The organism is Methylobacterium sp. Leaf465 (genome assembly GCF_001424705.1).
Lineage (GTDB): Bacteria > Pseudomonadota > Alphaproteobacteria > Rhizobiales > Beijerinckiaceae > Methylobacterium.
Genome location: NZ_LMRA01000001.1, coordinates 1 through 20,035 on the forward strand (window position 1 = coordinate 1; position 20,035 = coordinate 20,035).

Here is a 20,035-nt window from a genome sequence, read left to right on the forward strand (position 1 = left end):
CGATGAGCAAGGGCTACCCCTCGATGACCGCGCTGCTGGGCCTTCTGGCCGTGGCCGGCTACCAGAACCGCGACAAGCTCGCCGAGCTGCTGAAGGGCCACGAGCCCACCGCACCCCAACGCACCGTCCCACCGATCCCGAACACAGCCTCCACCGGCACGGCCACCGGCAGCGGCGGCCTCGGCAATCTGGCCGGGCTTCTGGGCGGCGTCGGCACCGCCGGGGTCGGCGGCCTGATCGCCAGCGGCCTGAGCGAGCTCGTCGACCACTTCACCAAGGGCGGCCACGGCGAGACCGCGAACTCCTGGGTCAGCCATGGCCCCAACCGCGACATCCCCGAGGGGGATCTCGAGCGGGCCATCGGCTCGGACACCCTCGACCACCTCACCCAGCAGACCGGCCTGAGCCGCGGCGCGCTCCTCTCCCGGCTCTCGCGCGAGCTGCCCTCGGCCATCGACCGCTACGCCGCCGACGGCCGNCCACCTCACCCAGCAGACCGGCCTGAGCCGCGGCGCGCTCCTCTCCCGGCTCTCGCGCGAGCTGCCCTCGGCCATCGACCGCTACGCCGCCGACGGCCGTCGCCCGGCCTGACCCGGCTCGAGATCCCGTTGCACGCGGCCGGTCCTTCCGAGCCCCGGCCACGGGCGACGGGCCCACGCCCCTCGACCTTTGGGTGACGGCGCGCGGCATGCCCCGCGCGCCCGAACGCGTTTTCAGATGGAGCCTTCGAAACCATGTCCAAGTTCATGAAGGCGGTGACTTATCTCGCCGCGGCCGCAGCCCTGGTCACGCTGATCTTCGTCGTATTCCAATCCACGAGCATGCTGGCGGGCTCCTGAGACCTGTTCCTCGCTCTGTGGGGACAGCGTTCCGAGAGACCCGAGAGCCCCTCGGTCCGGACCGGCGCAAGCGTCGGATCCGCGAGGCGTTCCCGGTCGGACGGCGCGCCGGACCTCGCCCGATCATCGAAGATCACGCCAGGGCATTCACACCATGGCGTGCCGCCTGACGCGCGGGTGAAGGAACGGTCCTGTCCTGATCCGGGTCTCGGCTCCCAAGTCGGAACCCGGAACTCTCATGCGCATCTTGGCATGTGCTGCTTCGCTTCTCAGGACGAATCTCAGACTTCAGGCTGCGCCGATCAAAGGATCGCGATCCCCGCATAGCCTTGTTCGGCCAGTGCAGAACAGAGGTACGCTTTATGTGGTCGGCCAGAGCTAGACCCGGGGCGGTCCTTCCGCGGTTTCCCACGGCTTTGGACCCGCTATAGGCTACGATACCTATCTGGGTGGGAACGGCTACTGCCCCTGTGACGTGTTGAACCATGGTCGGCATTGGAACGCGCCAAGCTCGGGGCTGTTATGAGCCCACATTCCACACGATAGGAGAGATCGCATGCGCAAGCTCGCACTGGCATCGACGGCCCTGCTCGGACTCGGCCTCCTGGCATCGGCCCCTGCCGAGGCCCGCGGCTGGGGCTACGGTGGCGGCTACGGCCACGGCGGCTACGGTTACGGCCACGGGGGCTACGGCTATCGTGGCGTCGGCTTCCGGGGCGGCTACGGCGGGTACCGGGGCTATGGCGGCGGCTACGGTCGCGGCTACGGCTACCGTCGCGGCATCGGCCCCGGCGCAGCCATCGGCCTCGGCATCGCGGGCCTCGCGGCCGGCGCCATCGTGGCGAACAGCTACGGCGGCTACGGTTACGGCTATGGCCGTCCGGTCGGTTACTACGGCGGCGGTTACGGCTACGCACCCGCCTACGGCTACGGCGGTGGCTACGGCTACCCGGCCTATGGTTACGGCTACTGATCCGAGTTGGTCGCGCCGGACGTTCGCCGGTGAGATAACAGACTGACAGATCGATGCGTCCGGATTTGTCTCCGGGCGCATCGGAATTCGCGTTCTTAGAAGCTGCAATGCTGTACAAAACGTTCTTTGTTTTGACTTGAAGCGAATATTGACGGGTAAATACGTTTTTTTATTGAACTTGTACATTATATTGACGTTGGTGGGAGCATTTCATTGAGGAATCCCATGCAACGTTTCAAGATGATCGGCGGTGCCGCCGCATTCTCCCTCCTCGGCTTCGTCAGCACGGCGGCCTTTGCCCAGGAGGGAGGTCCCTGCAGCGACGACATCGCCAAGCTCAAGCGTGAACTCGGCACTCAGGTGGGCATGGGCGCCCCCGTATCCCAGCCGGACACCGGACAGCAGAAGGGCCCCAGCGCCGCGTCGGCCGATCAGAAGACCGCCGGCACCACGGGAAGCACCGCCAAGCCTGGAACCGCGGAGACGGATCGGACGCAGCAGGGCGGCGCCTCCCGCGAGAGCGGCGGCTCCCCGGGCACGGTAGGGGGTGTCGCCGGACCGGTCGCCGCGGCGGCCGGGAAGGGTCCGGCGAATTCGGTGGCGAACGGCCAGATCGCCACGTCGCCGGCCGATGTCCGCGCGCAATCCGAGAACAAGCCGACCGCCGCGGCCGAGGCATCGAAGGGCGGCGAGGCGTCTGCCTCCGCCAGCCTCTCATCCGAGGACAAGGTTTCGCAGGCCAAGACCGCGTTGCAGCGCGCGACCGATCTCAATGCCAAGGGCGATACCTCCTGCCGCGACGCGGTCCAGCAGGCTCGGGCGCTGATGCCGCAGCAGGGTCGCTGAGGGTCGGAACCGAACGAGACCCGGTGCCCGCACCGGTGTCTCCCCGTTCAAGCGTTCCCCGATGGCGCGTTCCGGTCCCCGGTTCGCGCCATCGCCGCGTGGACGATCCTCCTGCCCAAGACGTCCTGCCCAAGACGTCCTGCCCAAGACGTCCTGCCCAAGACGTCCTGCCCAAGACGTCCTGCCCAAGACGTCCTGCCCAAGACGTCCTGCCCAAGACGTCCTGCCCAAGACCGGAGCCACCGATCGAACGAGCCGGAGCGGAGCCGCACGCGGTCCGCCGGTACGGCGCGCCGTCCGGGTCCCGGCACCATGACGCATTCGTCCAAATCGCGCCGCAAATCGTCAAGCCCGGTCGACCACCGGGCGCCATAGCTCATGGCATCCCCGACGCGGTCGCTGGTCCTTCGGCGCGCCCTCGGGTCACGATGATCGAGAGCCGCGACCGATGCTGCTACCCGCAACGCCTCTGCCCGGCACCGGCCCGGCGGCCGACTCCACCGGGCGCCGGATCGGCGTCTCCACGCTGTCGACCCGCGCAGCCCCCGGCCGTCGTTGCGAGGCCGGCCGCGCCGACGGTCCCGGTCTCATGGCCACGCGGCTGATGCTCACCCCTTCGGGAACCCGCTGAGGCGGCCGGCCCGCGACCACGCGACGGGATTCCCGACGCGCGTGGAGCCAGACCGCCATTCACCGCGACGATCTTTCTCTCTGAGACCGGGGCCATCGCCATGACCTACGTCACCACCCAGGACGGCGTCGAAATCTTCTTCAAGGATTGGGGTCCCAAGGACGCCCAGCCGATCATGTTCCATCACGGCTGGCCCCTCTCGTCCGACGACTGGGACGCCCAGATGCTGTACTTCCTGCATCAGGGCTACCGGGTCGTGGCCCACGACCGGCGCGGCCACGGCCGCTCAACGCAGGTCGACCGCGGCCACGACATGGATCACTACGCCGCCGACGCCTTCGCGGTGGTCGAGGCGCTCGACCTGCGCAACGCCGTCCATATCGGCCATTCCACCGGGGGCGGCGAGGTCGCCCGCTACGTCGCGCGGCACGGCGAACCGGCCGGGCGCGTCGCCAAGGCGGTGCTGGTCTCGGCGGTGCCGCCCCTGATGCTGAGGACCGACGCCAACCCCGAGGGCCTGCCGCGCGACGTCTTCGACGGCTTCCGGGCCGCGACCGCCGGGAACCGCGCGCAGTTCTTCCTCGATGTCGCGGGCGGCCCCTTCTACGGTTTCAACCGCGATGGCGCGACGGTGCTTCCCGGGGTGGTTCGGAACTGGTGGCGACAGGGCATGATGGGCAGCGCGAAGGCCCATTACGACGGGATCAAGGCCTTCTCGGAGACCGATCAGACCGAGGATCTCAAGGCCATCGGCGTCCCCACATTGGTGCTGCACGGCGAGGACGACCAGATCGTGCCGATCGCCGACGCGGCGCTGAAGTCGATCAAGCTCCTCCGGAACGGGACGATCAAGACCTATCCGGGCTACGCGCACGGCATGCTCACGGTGCATGCGGAGGTCCTGAACGCCGACCTCCTCGCATTCGTGAAGGGCTGACCCCCGAACGTCCTCTCCGAGAGCCGCCGCCCTGTGCGCCACGCGGTCCACGACCGCGCCACGGCGGGGGAGGGCGGGGCGGAAGCGGTTCCCCCCACCGGGATCGGAGGCTGCCCCGGGACGCCCGCCCGCCTCCGTCCCGCCGGGGCGCGGCCCGTGGTTCGGCGGTCTTCGGGGCGGCGGTCTTCGGCGCGCACCGCGGGCCCCTTCGCTTCACGCGACCAGCATCGTCGTGCATCAGTCCCAGCTCGAGGCACAGGCGCCCAGAGGGTTCGTCCAAGACAGCGCCCGATCCGATGCCTTCGGGGCGGATTGCCCCCTGCCGCTTCGGCCGTGTCGGCCCGTACGGCGTGATGGAGTGCTCCGACATGAGCGACACGGCCCTGACGACGGGGATCGACGGCGACGAGCGCGCCGCACAGACCTTCCCGCGCCTCGACGACGAGATGGCGCAGCGCGTCGCCGGTTACGGACGGGAGGAAACCCTGCCGGCGGGCACGGTGATCTTCGCGCGCGGTCAGCGGCGGGTGGATTTCTTCCTCGTCCGGTCCGGACGGATCGAGATGTTCGAGACCGACCACGCCGGCCAGACGACCGTGTTCACCGTGCATACCGAGGGCCAGTTCACGGGCGAGCTCGACCTCTTCAACGATCGCGAGATCCTCGTCTCGGGCCGCACGGTGAGCGACGCGCGGGTGGTGCGGATCGACCGCGCGGCCTTCCGCCGGCTGGTCACCGCGGAGCCCGATATCGGCGAGATCATCATGCGGGCCTTCATCCTGCGCCGGGTCGGGCTGATCCGACACGGGCGCGGCGGCGTCGTCCTGATCGGCCTCGGCCACCAGCGCGAGACCCTGCGCCTGGAGCGATTCCTCGTTCGCAACGCCTATCCGCACCGCATCCTCGACGTCGCCCTCGACGGGGCGGCGCGCGAAGCGCTCGACGGCTTCGGCCTGACGGAGGCCGACCTGCCGGTGGTCCTCGCGCCGGGCACGGCGGTCCTGCGCAACCCGAGCAACGCCGTGCTGGCCGATATCCTCGGGCTGACGGAGACGATCGATCCGGACCGCGTCTACGACGTCGCGGTGATCGGCGCCGGGCCGGCGGGCCTCGCCGCAGCGGTCTACGCCGCCTCCGAAGGGCTCGACACCATCGTGGTCGAGGGCTTGGCGCCGGGCGGTCAGGCGGGCACGTCCTCGAAGATCGAGAACTATCTGGGCTTTCCGACCGGCATCTCGGGTCAGGCCCTGGCCGGCCGGGCACAGGTCCAGGCCCAGAAGTTCGGGGCGCGGCTCGCGATCTCCCGCATGGCGGCCGGTCTCGACTGCCACGGGCCGGCCTTCCGGGTGCTCCTGGAGGATGGCACGGCCATTCCCGCCCGCGCGGTCATCGCCGCCACCGGCGCCCGCTACCGGCGGCTCGACCTGCCGCGCTACGCGCATTTCGAAGGGCAGGGCATCCACTACGCGGCCACCGCCATGGAGGCGCAGCTCTGCACCGGCGCGGAGGTGATCGTGGTCGGCGGCGGGAATTCGGCCGGGCAGGCGGCGATGTTCCTGTCCCGCACCGTGGCCCGTGTCCATCTCCTGGTGCGGGCCGAGGGACTCGCCGCGACCATGTCCGACTACCTCGTCCGCCGGATCGCCGCGTCCGCGCGGATCACGCTGCACACGCGGACCGAGATCAGCGCGTTCCACGGCGACGACACGCTGACGGCGGTGACCTGGACCGACCGGTCGCGCGATTTGAGCGTGACCCGGGCCGTCGGGAACGTCTTCCTGATGATCGGGGCCGTGCCGAACACCGGATGGCTCGCCGACTGCCTCACCCTCGACCCGAAGGGCTTCGTGCCGACGGGGTTGCGACCCGACGGGATGCCCGCCGCGTCGCCCTACGCCACCACCGTGCCGGGCCTCTACGCCGTCGGGGACGTGCGCGCGGGCTCGGTCAAGCGGGTGGCCTCCGGGGTGGGCGAAGGCTCGGTGGTCGTGCAGGCGGTTCACGGCTTCCTGCAGCCGGAGCCCTGATCGGTCCGGCCGCCGGCCGATTGGCCCGACAAGTATCGCCGGCCGAACATTTGATCAGCGCGGGGCGCCAACTGAATTTAAGGGAAAATTAACCATCCTATCCCCACAGGTTGTGGGGCCCGTCCGTCTGGTGTCGCGTATCGGGAAGTGAAGGCAGCGGAGCGATCAGCGGCATGTTGGGATTGGATCGCGTTTCTCTCAAGTCCGTGGCCGCCTTCCAGGCCGGCACGGTCGTGGTGCTCAGCGCCGTCATGGTCTGGAGCAGCCTCGCGCTGACCAGCCCGCCGCGCGGCGCCGGGCCGGATGCCGCTCAGGTCCGTCGCACCTCCGCGGCGTTCGCCGGCGCCCTCGACCGCAGCCTCTTCGAGGTGTCGCAGGACCTGCGCACCGCGGCCGTGGCCCTTCGCCAGACCGGCACCGGCCTGATGGATGCCGATCCTCAGGCCGTGCTGCGTGCCTGGGCCGACCTGCGCCCGGCCTATGCCGAGATCCTCCTGGTCAGTGCCAACGGACGCGTCCGGGCCGCCGGCCACGAGGAGATGATCGGCCGCGACGTCTCGGGACAGCCCTGGTTCGCCGGGGCACGGAATGCCTCCACGGCCCTCGTCACGGCCTCCGCGACGCCCCGGGATCCCGTCCCCTTCGAGGTCGCGATCCCGGTCGCCGGATCGGGCGCCCGCAACGCCGAGTACCTCGTCGCCCGCCTCGCCGACACCTGGCTTGCCGATCTCCGCAGCGGAATCCTGCGCGCGCAGCCCGCCCCGGATTCCCCCCTCGCCCTCACGGTCCTGGCGCCCGACGGCCGGGCGCTCGTGAGCGGCGCCGCGCGGCCGAGCGCCGACGGGGGCGCCCGCACCGTCGAGCACGCCACCCCGAGCGCCGGCTACGGCGACCTCGGCCCCTCGGGCTGGCTCGCGGTCGCCCGCACGACGGAATCCCGCGGCGCCGGTCTCGGCCTGCCGGATCCGCGCCTCTGTGCGCTCTGGCTCGCCGCCGCCCTGCTCGCGGCGGGCCTGGCCTACGCCCTCACCGGGCGCCTGACGCGGCGCCTGGCCCGGATCACGGAGGCGGACGGCGAGGCGATCGTGCCATCGCGGATCGCCGAGTTCCGGGCGAGCGCCGAGCACCTGACGGCCCGCGAGCGCAGCCGTGCCCGCGCTCTCCAGGAGGCCCGCACCGCCCTGGCGCGGGTGCGCGAGCGCCTGCGCACCTTCGAGGCGATGTCGGGCTGGACCTACTGGGAGATCGACACCGACGCCGGCAACGTCACCTGGGTTGATTCCACCACCCCGGGCGTCGCGGCCACCACCGACCGGGCCGTCGCGCTGACCGACCTGACGGACGGCATCAAGCCGCAGGATCGCGACCTGATGCGGTTCACCATGCAGGCCGCCCTGGACGGGGAGGGCCCGCACGACGTGGTTCTGCGCCGCGCCGACACGACGGACAGCCAGGAGACGCGTCGCCTCCTCGTCCGCTTCATCCGCGGCAGCGCGGAGGTCTCCGCCCCCGGCGCGGCCCGCCTTCACGCCCTGAGCCGCGAGATTCCCGCCGGCCTGGCCGGTGGGGAGACGGGCGCGCAGGACGGCACGGCCCCCTCCGACGGCAGGGCACAGGCCACCGAACGGCGCGGCGAGGGCATGCTGCGCCAGGTCATCGACGGCGTGGTCGACGACTTCAACAACCTGCTCACCGTGATCAGCGGCAATCTCGGCACGCTCAAGCGCCGGTATGGCCTCAACCCGGATCAGGTGCGCCTGGTCGAGGCCGCCCTCGCGGGCGCGCAGCGCGGCTCCAGCCTGACCCGCCGCCTGGTCCGGTTCGTGCGCCGCGACGACGCCACCCTCCAGGAGACGGAGATCGGGACCGCCCTGACGGCCTTCGTGCCGTTCCTCAGCGCCAACGTCCTGAACCAGGCTCCGATCAAGCTCCGGGTCCGCTCCGGGCTCGCGCGCGCCCAGTGCAGCGAGTCCGTGCTGGAGGCCGTGCTGCTGAACCTCGCCTTCCACGTGCGCGATCTCGGCTCCGAAGGCTTCGCGATCGGCGCCGACGAGCGGGTGCTGTCCGAGGAGGATGGGATCGCCCTGCGCCCGGGTCGCTACGTGCGCCTGGTCCTGGCCAGCGGAACGCCGGCGCGGCTCCCCGCCCCGGCGAAGCCGGCCGGAGAAGAGCGCTCCACGGCCGCCGTGGCGAGCCTGCTCAGCGGCATCGGCGGCGGCTTCCGCCTCGTGGCCGACGGACGCGGCGACTCCGCCTTCCTGGCCGAGATCTGGATCCCCGCCAGCGAGGCCCCGGCCGAGGCCGGCCATGAGGAGACGGCCACGGTCCAGCCGCGCCTGCGCGTCCTCCTCGTCGACAGCGACACCCTGGTCCGCGAGAGCTTCGCCGAGGCGCTCACCGATCTCGGTCACCGCGTCACCCAGGCCGGCTCCGCCGAACATGCGCTGACGCTCCTCGATGCGCCGGAGGGCTTCGACGTCATGATCGCCGACCAGCGCATGCCGGTGATGAGCGGCCTGCAGCTCGCCGCCACGGTGGTCCAGCACCATCCCGGGATCCGCATCGTCCTCGCCGGCCCCCAGGGCCACCTGCCGGAAAGCGCCCGGGCCTTCCTGCAGATCGAGAAGCCGTTCCGCTACGGCGATCTCGCCGCCGTGATGCGCCGGGCGGCCCGCGACCCGGCCGCCAAGGCAGCCTGAAGGCAGCCTGAAGGCCGCCACCCACGTCGTCGGCCGACCCCGGGACCGCCCGCACGGAATGCCCCCCCGTGGCCGGCCCGCTCCCCGCCCCAGGGGGCAGGGGGCGCGACGCCGGGGGGGGGCCCGGACGTCGCCGCGCTCGCCCTGCGAACCGAAGCCCCTCGGTCCCACAGGCTCCTCGGGCCGCGCGCAGCGGCTCCCGACGCGATGGCGGCGCCGAGGGCGGCCGCGAGGGGACAATCCACAGGGCCATCCTCAGAAAAATTCGGGCCCGCATCGGCAGCCCTCGCAGCGCACGAGACCGCCGTTCCAAGGATCGGCAACTCCGTCTCGGCGGCGCTCCGGAGACGGAAACCCGCGACGGACCCGCCCGACCACGCGCATCGGTTGCATAATCTTGAAAAATTCGCAGCCTCGACTTGCCCGAATGTTGTTGGAACAGCCTCAAACCGACGGAGATCACCCGACGCTTCTTTGTGCGCCCGCTCATTACATGACCATTGTGATCAGAAATTCTTCAACAATACATCATCGCCAAGAACAACATATGTTGCCTGAAAGCACATCCTCGGCATTGGTGACTTGCGAGATCCAGCTTTCGCGGTCGCGTTAAGATTCAATTAACCCCGAAGGTCGATGAATTACCGCGAGCGGACGCCGTCGATCTCCATCCATCGCGCGCGAATGCCTCAACGGAACGGATCATCCGCCTCGATGTCGCGCCTCGCCTTCCTCGCCTTGCCCCTGGTCCTGGGCCCCTCGCACGCCGCCGTCGCCGCGGACTGGTACACCGGTGCGGAGCCGGTGATCCTGGACGAGAACTGGACGGTGGCCGTCGACGCCTCGGTCGCGGTCACCTCCAACAGTTCCGCCTTCGGCTCGGCGACGGGCACGATCGCCACGGAGGGCACGCTCCTCGAGAGCGGCCCCCGCCTGCGCGTCGAGGGCGTCGCCGGCACCTACAGCTATCCCGGGCAGAAGGTGGGCCAGCGGGTGACGGGCTACCAGCAGGAGGGGGCCCTGTCGGGCGGCTACGAGTGGATCTGGCGCGATGCGGCCCTGGCCGGCTTCGTCGGCTTCAACGTGCGCAGCAACCAGCTGTCGATCCTCGATCCGGGCAACCCGGTCGTCGGAACCGGCGTGGGCGCCAAGTTCGCGGCCAACTTCTATGCGCGGCCGACCGAGAACACGATGGTCTCGGCCTACGGCTCGTACTCGACCCAGTTCAACGCCTACTACTCGCGCTTCCGCGTCGGGTACATGGTCGCCGACGGGGTCTATATCGGCCCCGAAGCCATGTTCCTCGGCGACAACTTCTTCAATCAGTACCGCATCGGCGGACACCTGACGGGATTTTCCTTCGGCCCGATCAAGATGGCCGTCGGAGTCGGCTACGTGAAAGACCGCATCCAGGGCAGCGGATACTACTCGACCGTCGAAGCGAGAACTGCTTTTTAGCCGCCTGTTCAGGCTTTGTTAGGTTCGATTGCGTGCGCGTGACCGCCAGTCACGTTTTTTCATATGTTCCATCTTACAACAGTTGAGCGCGTTCAATCCCGGACATGCACAAGTCCTGCGACGTGTGGCCGGACTTCTGTTGGCAGGCAAATCGCTCAGGTGTTTCACAGGTATTGCGCCGTCCCGTTCCCGCACAGGTTGCGACCCTGAAGGCCCGCTGGGCCCAGGTCGGTCCCGGAGGAACGCGGGCGAGGCGGATTGCGGAAGGGCAGGCTCGTGGCAAGTGCATTACGTTGGATGGCCTGGATCGCGTCGGCCGCTGCCGTCCTCGTCCTGCTGAGCCAGCCCGTCAGCACGCAGGACCAGCTGATCATGAGCCTCTGCGCCATGGCGGCGATGGTGGTGCTGTGGGTGTTCTTCGACAACCAGCCGGCGCGCTTCGTCTTCCTCGCCCTGGGAAGCCTCGTCGTGCTGCGCTACATGTTCTGGCGCGTGACGAACACGCTGCCCTCCGTCGGCGACCCGGTCAGCTTCGGGTTCGGACTCCTGCTCCTCCTGGGCGAGCTCTACTGCGTCTTCATCCTGTTCGTCAGCCTGACCATCAACGCCGACCCGCTCCGGCGCGCGCCCCCGCCGATGGCCGCCGCCGATGATCCGGAGGCCCTCGACGCGCTGCCCACCGTCGACATCTTCGTGCCGAGCTACAACGAGGATGCCGGCATCCTCTCGGTCACCCTCGCGGCGGCCCGCCTCATCGACTACCCCGCCCACAAGCTGACGGTCTGGCTGCTCGACGATGGCGGCACCGACCAGAAATGCGCCGATCCCGATCCGGCGAAGGCGCAGGCCGCGATGCGGCGGCGCATGGAGCTCCAGGCCCTGGCCGCCTCCCTCGGCGTCGAGTACCGCACCCGCGCCCGCAACCAGCACGCCAAGGCGGGCAACCTCAACAACGGGCTCAAGCACTCGCAGGGCGAGATCATCGTGGTGCTCGACGCCGACCACGTCCCGTTCCGCTCCTTCCTGCGCGACACGATCGGGTACTTCGCCCAGGACCCGCGCCTGTTCCTGGTGCAGACGCCGCACGCCTTCCTGAATCCCGACCCGATCGAGCGCAACCTGCGCACCTTCGAGCGCATGCCCTCCGAGAACGAGATGTTCTACGCGGTGACGCAGCGCGGTCTCGACAAGTGGAACGGCTCGTTCTTCTGCGGCTCGGCCGCGCTCCTGCGCCGGCGCGCCCTCGACGAGGCGGGCGGCTTCTCGGGCGTCACCATCACGGAGGATTGCGAGACCGCCTTCGAGCTGCATGCCCGCGGCTGGAACAGCATCTACGTCGACAAGCCCCTGATCGCCGGCCTGCAGCCGGAGACCCTGGAGGCCTTCATCGGCCAGCGCTCGCGCTGGTGCCAGGGCATGTTCCAGATCCTTCTGCTGAAGAACCCGCTGTTCAAGGGCGGCCTGCACGCCATCCAGAAGGTCGCCTACCTGTCGAGCATGACGTTCTGGTTCTTCCCCGTGCCGCGGCTGATCTTCATGTTCTCGCCGCTGCTGCACATCTTCTTCGACCTGAAGATCTTCGTCGCCAGCGTGGATGAATCCATCGCCTATACGGCGACCTACGTCGTCATCAACCTGATGATGCAGAACTACGTCTACGGGAAGTTCCGCTGGCCCTTCGTCTCCGAGCTGTACGAGTACGTCCAGGGCCTGTTCCTGTTCCGCGCCATCGCCTCGGTCATCGTCTCGCCCCGGCGCCCGACCTTCAACGTCACCGCCAAGGGCACGACCCTGGAGCAGGACCACCTCTCCGCCCTGGCCTGGCCGTTCTTCGCCGTCTACGGCCTGCTGCTGCTCGGCTGCGCCACGGCCCTCTACCGCTACCTGTTCGAGCCCGGCGTCACCAACCTGATGCTCGTGGTCGGCCTGTGGAACTTCTTCAACCTGCTCATGGCCGGCGCCGCCCTCGGCGTCGTGGCCGAGCGCCGGGTCACGGAGGCGAGCCCGTCCCTGGCGATCAACCGGCAGGGCCGGATGATGCTGGCCGGCCGCGCCCTCGACGTCGCGGTGGACCGCGCCTCGGCCGTCGGCTGCACCGTCCGGTTCGGGGCCGACGTCCTGCCGTTCGGCACCGGCAGCACCTACCGCACCGGCCAGCTCTCGGTGCAGCCCCTCGACGGCGCCCCCGCCGGCGGCGTGCTGCCGTTCGAGGTCGGGACGATCGCCCATGCGGGCGACGACGTGGTGGTGACCCTGCGCTTCCAGCCCCTCGACGCGCAGGGCTATGCCGGCCTCGCGAACCTGATGTACGGCGATGCGGGCGCGCTGCTGCGCTTCCAGCAGAGCCGGCGCCGGCACAAGAACATCGTCTCGGGCACCCTCCAGCTGATCTGGTGGGGCCTCGTCGAGCCGTTCCGCGCCTTCAGCTACCTGTTCAAGCCGCGCCCGCAGGCGGCGCCCGCCCCCACCACCGACACGGCCCTTCCGCGCACCCCGCAGCGGGCGCCGCTCCTGCCCGGCGGAAGCCCCGGCGGGGCGGAGGCCGCCCGGCCGCGCCCGGCCGAGAACCCCCTGCCGGCCCGGCCGAGCTTCGCACGCAGCAACGACGGCGAGCCGGGCACCGACTGGGTCCGCCTGATGCTGGAATTCGAGAACGATCGCCTGCTCGGCGGGGCGGCGGGCGGCGGGCGCGGCGCCGACCTGCACGCCCGGTCGTGAGGGAGGCTCGCATGCGTGTCACGACGATCACCCGCGGGCTTCTCGCGCTGGCCCTGGTGGGCGGGGCCACGGAGGCCCGGCCCCAGAGCTTCATCGGCGCGGGCCCCGCCGAGCGCTTCTCGGTCCCCCCCGCGGGCGACGCCCTGCGCCGCGCGGGCGAGCCCGGGCGCGGCCCGGCGGCCGCCGTCGCCCCGGCGCTGGCTCCGGCGGTCCGGGAGGGCACCCTGGCGACCATCGGGCCCGCCCGGCGCCTGCCGGCCACCACCGGCGGGTTCCGCCTGGAGGGCGAGGAGGACGTCCTGCGCTTCCCCGTCTACGTCACGGAAGCGCAGAGCCGCGGGCGTCCCCGCCTGCGGGTGTCCTACCTCTCCGCCATCTCGGTGGCGCCCGAGACGTCGGAACTCGTCGCCAGCGTCAACGGCGTCGTGGTCGGCCGAACCCGCATCCAGGCGCCCGGCGCCGTCAAGGTGGTGGAGTTCGAGCTGCCCGAGGGCAGCCTGAAGCTCGGCTACAACGCCATTGATCTCTCGGCGAGCCAGCGCCACCGGGTCGATTGCTCCCTCAACGCGACCTACGAACTCTGGACGCAGATCGATCCCTCGCGCTCCGGCCTCGTGGTGGCCCCCGTGGCGGCCGCCGGGATCGAGCTGAAGGATCTCGCCGCGCTGGAACCCGACGACGGCGGTGCCCTGCCGGTCCGCGTCGTGATCAACGACAAGCCGAGCCTGCCCCGCCTGGAGCGGATGTTCCACGCCATCGAGGCGATCGGCCTCGTCGGGCGCATCGCCCGCCCGGTGGTGGAGTTCGGCTCGGTGATGACCGGCCGGGCCGGGATCAACCTCATCGTCGGCACCGCGGCGGAACTGCGCGGCACGCCGGACCTCGAGACCGTCGGCCCGATCACCGGACCGAAGCTCGCGATGCTGCCGCCGCGGGAGGACCGGGCCCCCGCCCTCGTCGTCAGCGGCACCAGCTACGACGAGATCGAGGCGGCGATCGCGACCCTGGCCCGCGGCACCGAGCCCTACGGCACGCCGCGCGGCCTGAAGGCCGCGGCGCTGCTGCGGGGTGCGCCCCTGGAGAGCGGCGACCGGATCACGCTGCAAGCCCTCGGCGTGGCGACCCGGGAATTCTCCGGACGCCTCCTGACCACCCGCTTCGACGTCCAGCTGCCGCCGGACTTCCTGCCCGCCGATTACGGCAAGATGCTCCTGAACCTCTCGGGGGCCTACGCGTCCGGCCTCTCCTCCGAGGCGCGGATCCTCGTCGACCTCAACGGCCGCAACGCCGCCAGCGTGCCCCTGCCGCAGACGCGGGGCGAGGTCTTCGAGAACAACACCATCCCGCTGCCCCTGGGCCTGTGGCGGCCGGGCCTGAATCGGGTCGAGATCTCCGCGCAGGTGCCGACGCCCGGCGATGCCACCTGCGCGGCGAGCACGGCGGACGCGAAGCGCGAGCGTTTCCTGTTCCTCGACCGGACCACCGTCAGCGTTCCGAACCTGGCCCGTGCCGCCCGGATCCCGGATCTCGCCGCCACCACCAGCGGCGGCGCCCCCTTCCTGGAGGATGGCAAGCGGCCGCGCCTCGTGCTGCCCGTTCTCGATCGCGACACGGTGGCGGCGGGCGCCATGATCGCCGCGCGGCTGGCGAGCGCGGCCGGGCGGGTGATCGATTTCGAGCTGGCCACCGAGGCGCAGAGCGGGACGGGACCGACCCTGATGGTCGCGCCCGTCCGCGCCGTGGCGCCCGCGACCCTGACCGGGCTCGGCCTCGATCCGGAGCAGATCCGGCGGATCTGGGAAGCCCGCGCCGAGACGGCCCGTCCGGCGGGCCAGTCCGGCTCGGTGCCGGCGCCGACCCTCGATCGCCTGCGCCGCAACGTGCCGGCACGCTGCAGCCTGCCGGATCTCAGCTTCCGCGTCGCCGGCCCGGCGACGCCCCGCGGCGCCGGACCGGACGCCTCCGCCGGGGCCCGCGCGGCCCGGGTCCCCGCCAGCGACGGCGACCTCGTGACGAAGTGGGACGAGACCCTGCGCGCCCGCCATCCCCTGATCGAGGCCGCCGACGGCCTCGTCACGAGGGCCTCGACCACGGTGCGGGGCCTGCTCGGCGAGACGCGGACCTGGATCGACGCGGAGGCCTCGGAGCGGGCCTCCGCCGTGCCGCCCCGCGCCTCGCTGATCCTGGCCCAGGCCCTGTCCAGCGGCGGGATCGGCGTCGATGACACCACCACCCTGATCACGGCGCCGAACCCGCTCCTGCTCAAGGCCTCCGTGGCCTGCCTCATCGATCCCGGGGTCTGGTCGCGGATCGGCGGGCGCTTCGCCTTCCTGGACGCCGCCGACGGCCGCCTGGACACGGTCGAGCCCGAGACCGTCCGCATCGTCGAGACCCGGCCGCCCTCGGTCTGGAACCTCCGGCTCGTGCTGGCGGGCTGGCTCTCGATGAACCCCGCCGTCTACGCGACGCTGGCCCTGGTCCTGGCGCTCTGCCTCGGGCTGACCACCGCGCTCATGGTCCGCAACGTCGGCCGGAGGAATGCATGAGACGCCCCCTCCGGACCGTCCGCGGCGCGGCCCTCGCGGCCGCCCTGACCACGGGCCTCGCGACCGGCTTCGCCGCCGGGCCGGAGGCCCGGGCCCAGGGCGGGCCGGAGGCCCGGGTCGATGGCCGACCCGCGCTGATGCCCGCCGGCTCGCTCCGCGATCCCCAGCCCCGTGATCCCGCCATGCCGGACCAGCCGCGCTCCGTTCCCCCCGCCATCGCCCTGCCGGCCGCGCCGCAGGTCAAGGACGAGTCCGCCCGTGCGGCCCAGCCCCTCGTCGGGAGCCTGAAGGACCAGGACGGCTGGCGCCTCTACCGGTCCCGCTTCGTCACCGAGGCCGGGCGGGTGGTCGACACCGCCAATGGCGGGATCAGCCACAGCGAGGGGCAGGGCTACGGCATGCTGCTCGCCGTGGCGGCCAACGACCGGCCCACCTTCGAGCGGCTCTGGGGCTGGACCCGCGCCAACCTGATGGTGCGTCCGGATTCCCTCCTGGCCTGGCGCTGGGAGCCGGCCAAGCGCCCGGCGGTGGCGGACATGAACGACGCCACCGACGGCGACATCCTGGTCGCCTGGGCGCTGACGGAGGCCGCCGAGGCCTGGGACGATGCCGGCTACCGCGTGGCGGCCCGGCGGATCGCCGTCGAGATCGGCCGCCGGACCATCCTGTTCAAGGACCGGAACGGGGCGCTGCTGCTGCCGGCGGTCACGGGCTTCTCGGCGGGGGAACGCGCCGACGGTCCCCTGATCAACCTGTCCTACTGGGTCTTCCCGGCCTTCGCGCGCCTGCCCCTGGTGGCTCCGGAATACGACTGGGACGCCCTGACCCGCAGCGGCTTGCGGCTCCTGCGCCGCGCCCGCTTCGGCAGCGCCAACCTGCCCACCGAATGGATCTCCCTGAAGGGGGACCAGCCCCGTCCCGCGGACGGCTTCCCGCCGCTCTTCTCCTACAACGCGATCCGGATTCCCCTCTACATGGCCTGGGCCGACGTGGGACGGCAGGAGGATTACGCCCCCTTCGTCGCCCTCTGGTCCGGGCCGGACCGCGAGCGCCTGCCCATCGTGGATACCAGCGACGGGCGCACGGTCGAGTGGCTCGGCGAGAGCGGCTACGCGGCTCTCTCCAGCCTGCTGCTCTGTACCGTGAAGGGAACGCCGCTCCCCGAGGGCTTCGGCCAGGTGCAAGGCACCGAGAACTACTATCCGACCACGCTGCATCTCCTGGCCATGGTGGCCGCGCAGATGAGGGGACCCTCATGCTTGAAGCGTTAGCGCGCCGGCGGCGCCGTGGCCCCGCGCCCCTCGGCCTCCCGATGGGCCTCGCCCTCGCGGCGCTCACCCTCCCGGCGCTCACCCTCCCGACCCTGGCCCAGGGCCCCGGCGGCGAGGATGCCAGCCGCGCGCCCGCCATCGTCGTCGACCCGACGGGATCGGCGGCCAACGGCATGGTCGACGAGAGCGCCCTGCGCTACTACGCGGCGCAGAAGCAGACCGCCCGGATGAAGGCGGAGGCCGCGCGGCTGAAGCAGCTCTACCCGGGCTGGACCGAGCCCACCGACCTCGACACCCTGCAGCCGAGCCCCCCCGAGGAGGCCCCCCTCTGGGATCTCTTCACCGCGGGCCGCTTCGACGACCTCTACGCGGCCATCGCGGCGCGGCGCACGCTGGACGGGACCTGGCAGCCCTCGGACGAGCTGGCGCGCAAGCTGCGCCGCGCCGGGTTCCGCAGCCGCCTCAAGGGGCTCGCCGGCGCCAGGCGCAACCTCGACGTCGTCGCCCTCTACCGCGCCGATCCCAGCGCCCTCGACCCCAGCGACGTCGAGAGCCTCTGGATCGTCGCCGACGCGCTGGCGGCCGAGGAGGCCACGCCACAGGCCTACAACCTCTACAAGTCCGTCTTGGATACCAGCAACGACACGGGCGCCCGCCTGGCCACCATCCAGAAGGCGATGTCGAACCTGCCGATGGCCGCGGCCGAGCAGCTCATCGCCCTCGGCCGGACGGATTCCGACGGCAATTCCGAGTTCCGGCGCATCGCCATCGACATCACGCGCGCGCGGATCGTCGCCTTCCTGCACGACGAGGCCGCGCACGAGCCCACCACCACGGATATCGCCGTGTTCCAGGCCCAGGCCCGCAAGACCGGCGACCCGCGGGAGACCGGTCTCCTCGGCTGGTACGCCTACAAGCGCCAGCAGTTCCGCGAGGCGCTGGACTGGTTCAAGCTCGCGATCAGCCGCGGCGGCGACGCGATGATCGCCCACGGGCTCGCCCATTCGCTGCGCGCGGTCGGCATGACGCGCGAGGCCGAGGAGGTGGCCTATGCCTGGCGCGACAAGTACGTCGGCAACAGCATCCTCTTCATCGAGCTCCTGGAGCGGAAGCTCACCCAGGCCAATCCCGTCTTCATCGACCTGGACCGGATCAACCGCTACGCAAAGGTGACCCTGGCCTCGAGCTCCGGGGAAGGCGCGCAGGCGCTGGGCTGGTACGCCTACAATTCCTGCCAGTTCGACGCCGCCCTGGAGTGGTTCCAGCACGGCATCGCCTGGCTGCCGAGCGAGTCGACGGTGCTCGGCTACGCCCTGGCGCTGCAGCGCCTGAAGCGCACGCGCGAGTACCTCGAGATCGTCAACCGCTACGACGGGCTGTTCCCGAAGGTGGTGGACCTGCTGTTCCGCGAGGGGCCGGAGGGTCCGCCACTCGCCTGCAGCGTCGCGGCGGCGCCCCCGGCCGGCGCACGCCAGCCCGCGGCGCCCGCCGCGACGGCCGTGCTCGCGAACACCGCCCGCGCCCCCGCCGCCTACGGCCGCGTGCCGAAGCCCGACATCTCGGCCAACGGCGCGGTGCGTCCCCTGCCGGTCCTGCGCAGCGAATTCCCGCTCTCCGTCGCCGCCGAGAACCCGTTCCGCTACCTGCCGGCCGCCCTGGCCCGGCAGGTGCCCGAGCGGAGTGCCGGCGGCGTCCTGGCCGAACCCGCGACGGGTGCGCCACCCCTGGTCGCCCGCCGGGTGCCGGGCGCCGGGACGATGCCCTACGAGCGCTACGGCTTCGCCCTGCTGCCGGGCTACAACGGCATGACCCAGGCCTCCACCCTGACCGATCCGCCCGCCGGCACCCAGTGGCAGGACCAGCAGGCCGCCGGCGCCAACGGCCAGACCCGCTCGAGCCGGGAATCCGACCGCTTCGGCATCCCGGGATCGCAACGCGCCACCTTCATCGAGGCCGGCCCCACCGCCGGACAGCAGCCATGAGTCGGATACGGCATTCCGCAACCGCGGCGGCGCTGGCGGCGCTGGTGGTCCTGCCCTCGCCCCCCGCCGCCGCCCGGCCCGGCCGCGCGGCCCTCGAGCTGCCGGGCGCCGGCCCCGTGTCGGACGTGGCGCAGAATTCGTTCCGCGACGGCTTTTCCCAGCGGATCACCTTCCGGGACGATCCGCGCGGGCTCGCCGAGGTGAGCGTGCGCAGCGGGGAGGGGGGCTCCGGTCCCGCCCTCGCCATGGCCAAGCCGAGCCGTACCGGGATCGCGGCCGAGTTGCGGGCGCGCTTTCCCGGCGAGACCATGCGGGTGGTGACCCAGGCGCACCGCAACGCCCACGGACCGGTCGGCCTCGCCCTGGGCATCGACTGCCTCTACGCCTGGCAATGGATCGACCTCGGCGGCGATGCGGCGCGGAGGCGGCCGTCCTCCCTGTTCGGCAGCGATCCTGGCGCGCCGGCCGCCTCGGTGCGGATCAAGCTCTGCCGCACGGTGACGGCGACCCTCGCCGACCTGACCCGCGCGGTGGAATCGATGCGGCTCTCGGCGAATCCCGCCGATGCGCCCCGCCTTCAGCCGGAGACGCTCGCCCGCCGGCCTGCGCCAGCGCGCCGGCGCGAGGCGGTCACCCGGTCGACGGGGACGCCCCGCGAGACCGCGCCGGGATCGGCGACCGCGCTCCGTCCGCCCGGCCCGATGGAACGGCCCGGCTCGGAGAAGCGCCCGGAGGCCTCGACGCGCCGCATGGCCTCCGAGCAGTCCGGCGAGACGCAGCGCTACCTCGTGCCGGGGCCCAGTGCGGCGGCGCCCGCGGTGCCGGTTCCGGTCCCCCCGGGCGAAGGTCAGGCCCCGCGCTACATCACGGACGCCGCGCCGGCGGAGGGCGCCGCCGCGATCATGGTCCCCAGACCGGCGCCGAACCGGGCCGAGGTCGAGGATCTCATGGCCCGCGAACTCCCGGCACGGGCCCTTCGGCCGCCGCCCTGAGGCGGATCCCGGATCGGCCCACCGCCGCGATTTCTACCCGGGCTGCACGGGAGCGTCGGAGCGTCCGCCGGGGAGGGGAGCCGCGCCCGAGCCTGTGCGATTCCCCCCCTCCGTCG

13 protein-coding genes are annotated in these 20,035 nt (G+C 71.5%); all 13 read left to right on the forward strand.

Translation table 11 applies throughout. The annotated features are described in order from the left end of the window. Positions 1–23: 23 nt before the first annotated feature. Positions 24–478, forward strand: a 455-nt coding sequence (locus tag ASG51_RS24815; RefSeq protein WP_347379725.1) for a YidB family protein, incomplete at its 3' end; no start/stop codon positions are given. Positions 479–1,395: 917 nt separating this feature from the next. Continuing rightward, on the forward strand, positions 1,396–1,812 hold the full coding sequence (locus ASG51_RS00010; RefSeq protein WP_056217965.1) for a hypothetical protein: 417 nt from the start codon (positions 1,396–1,398) through the stop codon (positions 1,810–1,812). A 225-nt stretch (positions 1,813–2,037) separates the two neighbouring features. After that, positions 2,038–2,658 carry a hypothetical protein gene (locus ASG51_RS00015; protein ID WP_056378306.1) on the forward strand — a complete coding sequence of 207 codons (621 nt, stop codon included), beginning with the start codon at positions 2,038–2,040 and terminating at the stop codon, positions 2,656–2,658. A gap of 448 nt (positions 2,659–3,106) precedes the next feature. Next, positions 3,107–3,289 carry a hypothetical protein gene (locus ASG51_RS23755; RefSeq protein WP_056378308.1) on the forward strand — a complete coding sequence of 61 codons (183 nt, stop codon included), beginning with the start codon at positions 3,107–3,109 and terminating at the stop codon, positions 3,287–3,289. A gap of 100 nt (positions 3,290–3,389) precedes the next feature. After that, positions 3,390–4,226 carry an alpha/beta hydrolase gene (locus ASG51_RS00025; protein WP_056271085.1) on the forward strand — a complete coding sequence of 279 codons (837 nt, stop codon included), beginning with the start codon at positions 3,390–3,392 and terminating at the stop codon, positions 4,224–4,226. Positions 4,227–4,594: 368 nt separating this feature from the next. Beyond that, on the forward strand, positions 4,595–6,253 hold the full coding sequence (locus ASG51_RS00030; RefSeq protein ID WP_056378309.1) for an FAD-dependent oxidoreductase: 1,659 nt from the start codon (positions 4,595–4,597) through the stop codon (positions 6,251–6,253). 173 nt (positions 6,254–6,426) lie between these two features. Further along, positions 6,427–8,952, forward strand: a complete 2,526-nt coding sequence (locus tag ASG51_RS00035) for a response regulator (RefSeq protein WP_056378312.1) — start codon at positions 6,427–6,429, stop codon at positions 8,950–8,952. A gap of 714 nt (positions 8,953–9,666) precedes the next feature. Next, a complete protein-coding gene (gene bcsS, locus ASG51_RS00040; protein WP_082487015.1) occupies positions 9,667–10,410 on the forward strand; it encodes a cellulose biosynthesis protein BcsS in 744 nt (247 codons plus the stop codon). 297 nt (positions 10,411–10,707) lie between these two features. Next, positions 10,708–13,128, forward strand: a complete 2,421-nt coding sequence (gene bcsA, locus ASG51_RS00045) for a UDP-forming cellulose synthase catalytic subunit (RefSeq protein WP_056378314.1) — start codon at positions 10,708–10,710, stop codon at positions 13,126–13,128. A gap of 11 nt (positions 13,129–13,139) precedes the next feature. Then, entirely contained in the window at positions 13,140–15,674 is a 2,535-nt protein-coding gene (locus ASG51_RS00050; protein WP_082513801.1) for a cellulose biosynthesis cyclic di-GMP-binding regulatory protein BcsB, read from the forward strand. Then, a complete protein-coding gene (locus tag ASG51_RS00055) occupies positions 15,671–16,945 on the forward strand; it encodes a glycosyl hydrolase family 8 (RefSeq protein WP_056378316.1) in 1,275 nt (424 codons plus the stop codon). The genes ASG51_RS00050 and ASG51_RS00055 overlap by 4 nt, the downstream gene beginning before the upstream one ends. Further along, positions 16,930–18,927, forward strand: a complete 1,998-nt coding sequence (locus ASG51_RS00060; protein ID WP_056378317.1) for a hypothetical protein — start codon at positions 16,930–16,932, stop codon at positions 18,925–18,927. The genes ASG51_RS00055 and ASG51_RS00060 overlap by 16 nt, the downstream gene beginning before the upstream one ends. After that, positions 18,924–19,919: a cellulose biosynthesis protein BcsN gene (gene bcsN / locus ASG51_RS00065; protein ID WP_056378319.1), complete on the forward strand. Its 996-nt coding sequence runs from the start codon at positions 18,924–18,926 to the stop codon at positions 19,917–19,919. Before ASG51_RS00060 ends, bcsN begins: the two co-directional genes overlap by 4 nt. Positions 19,920–20,035: the final 116 nt, after the last annotated feature.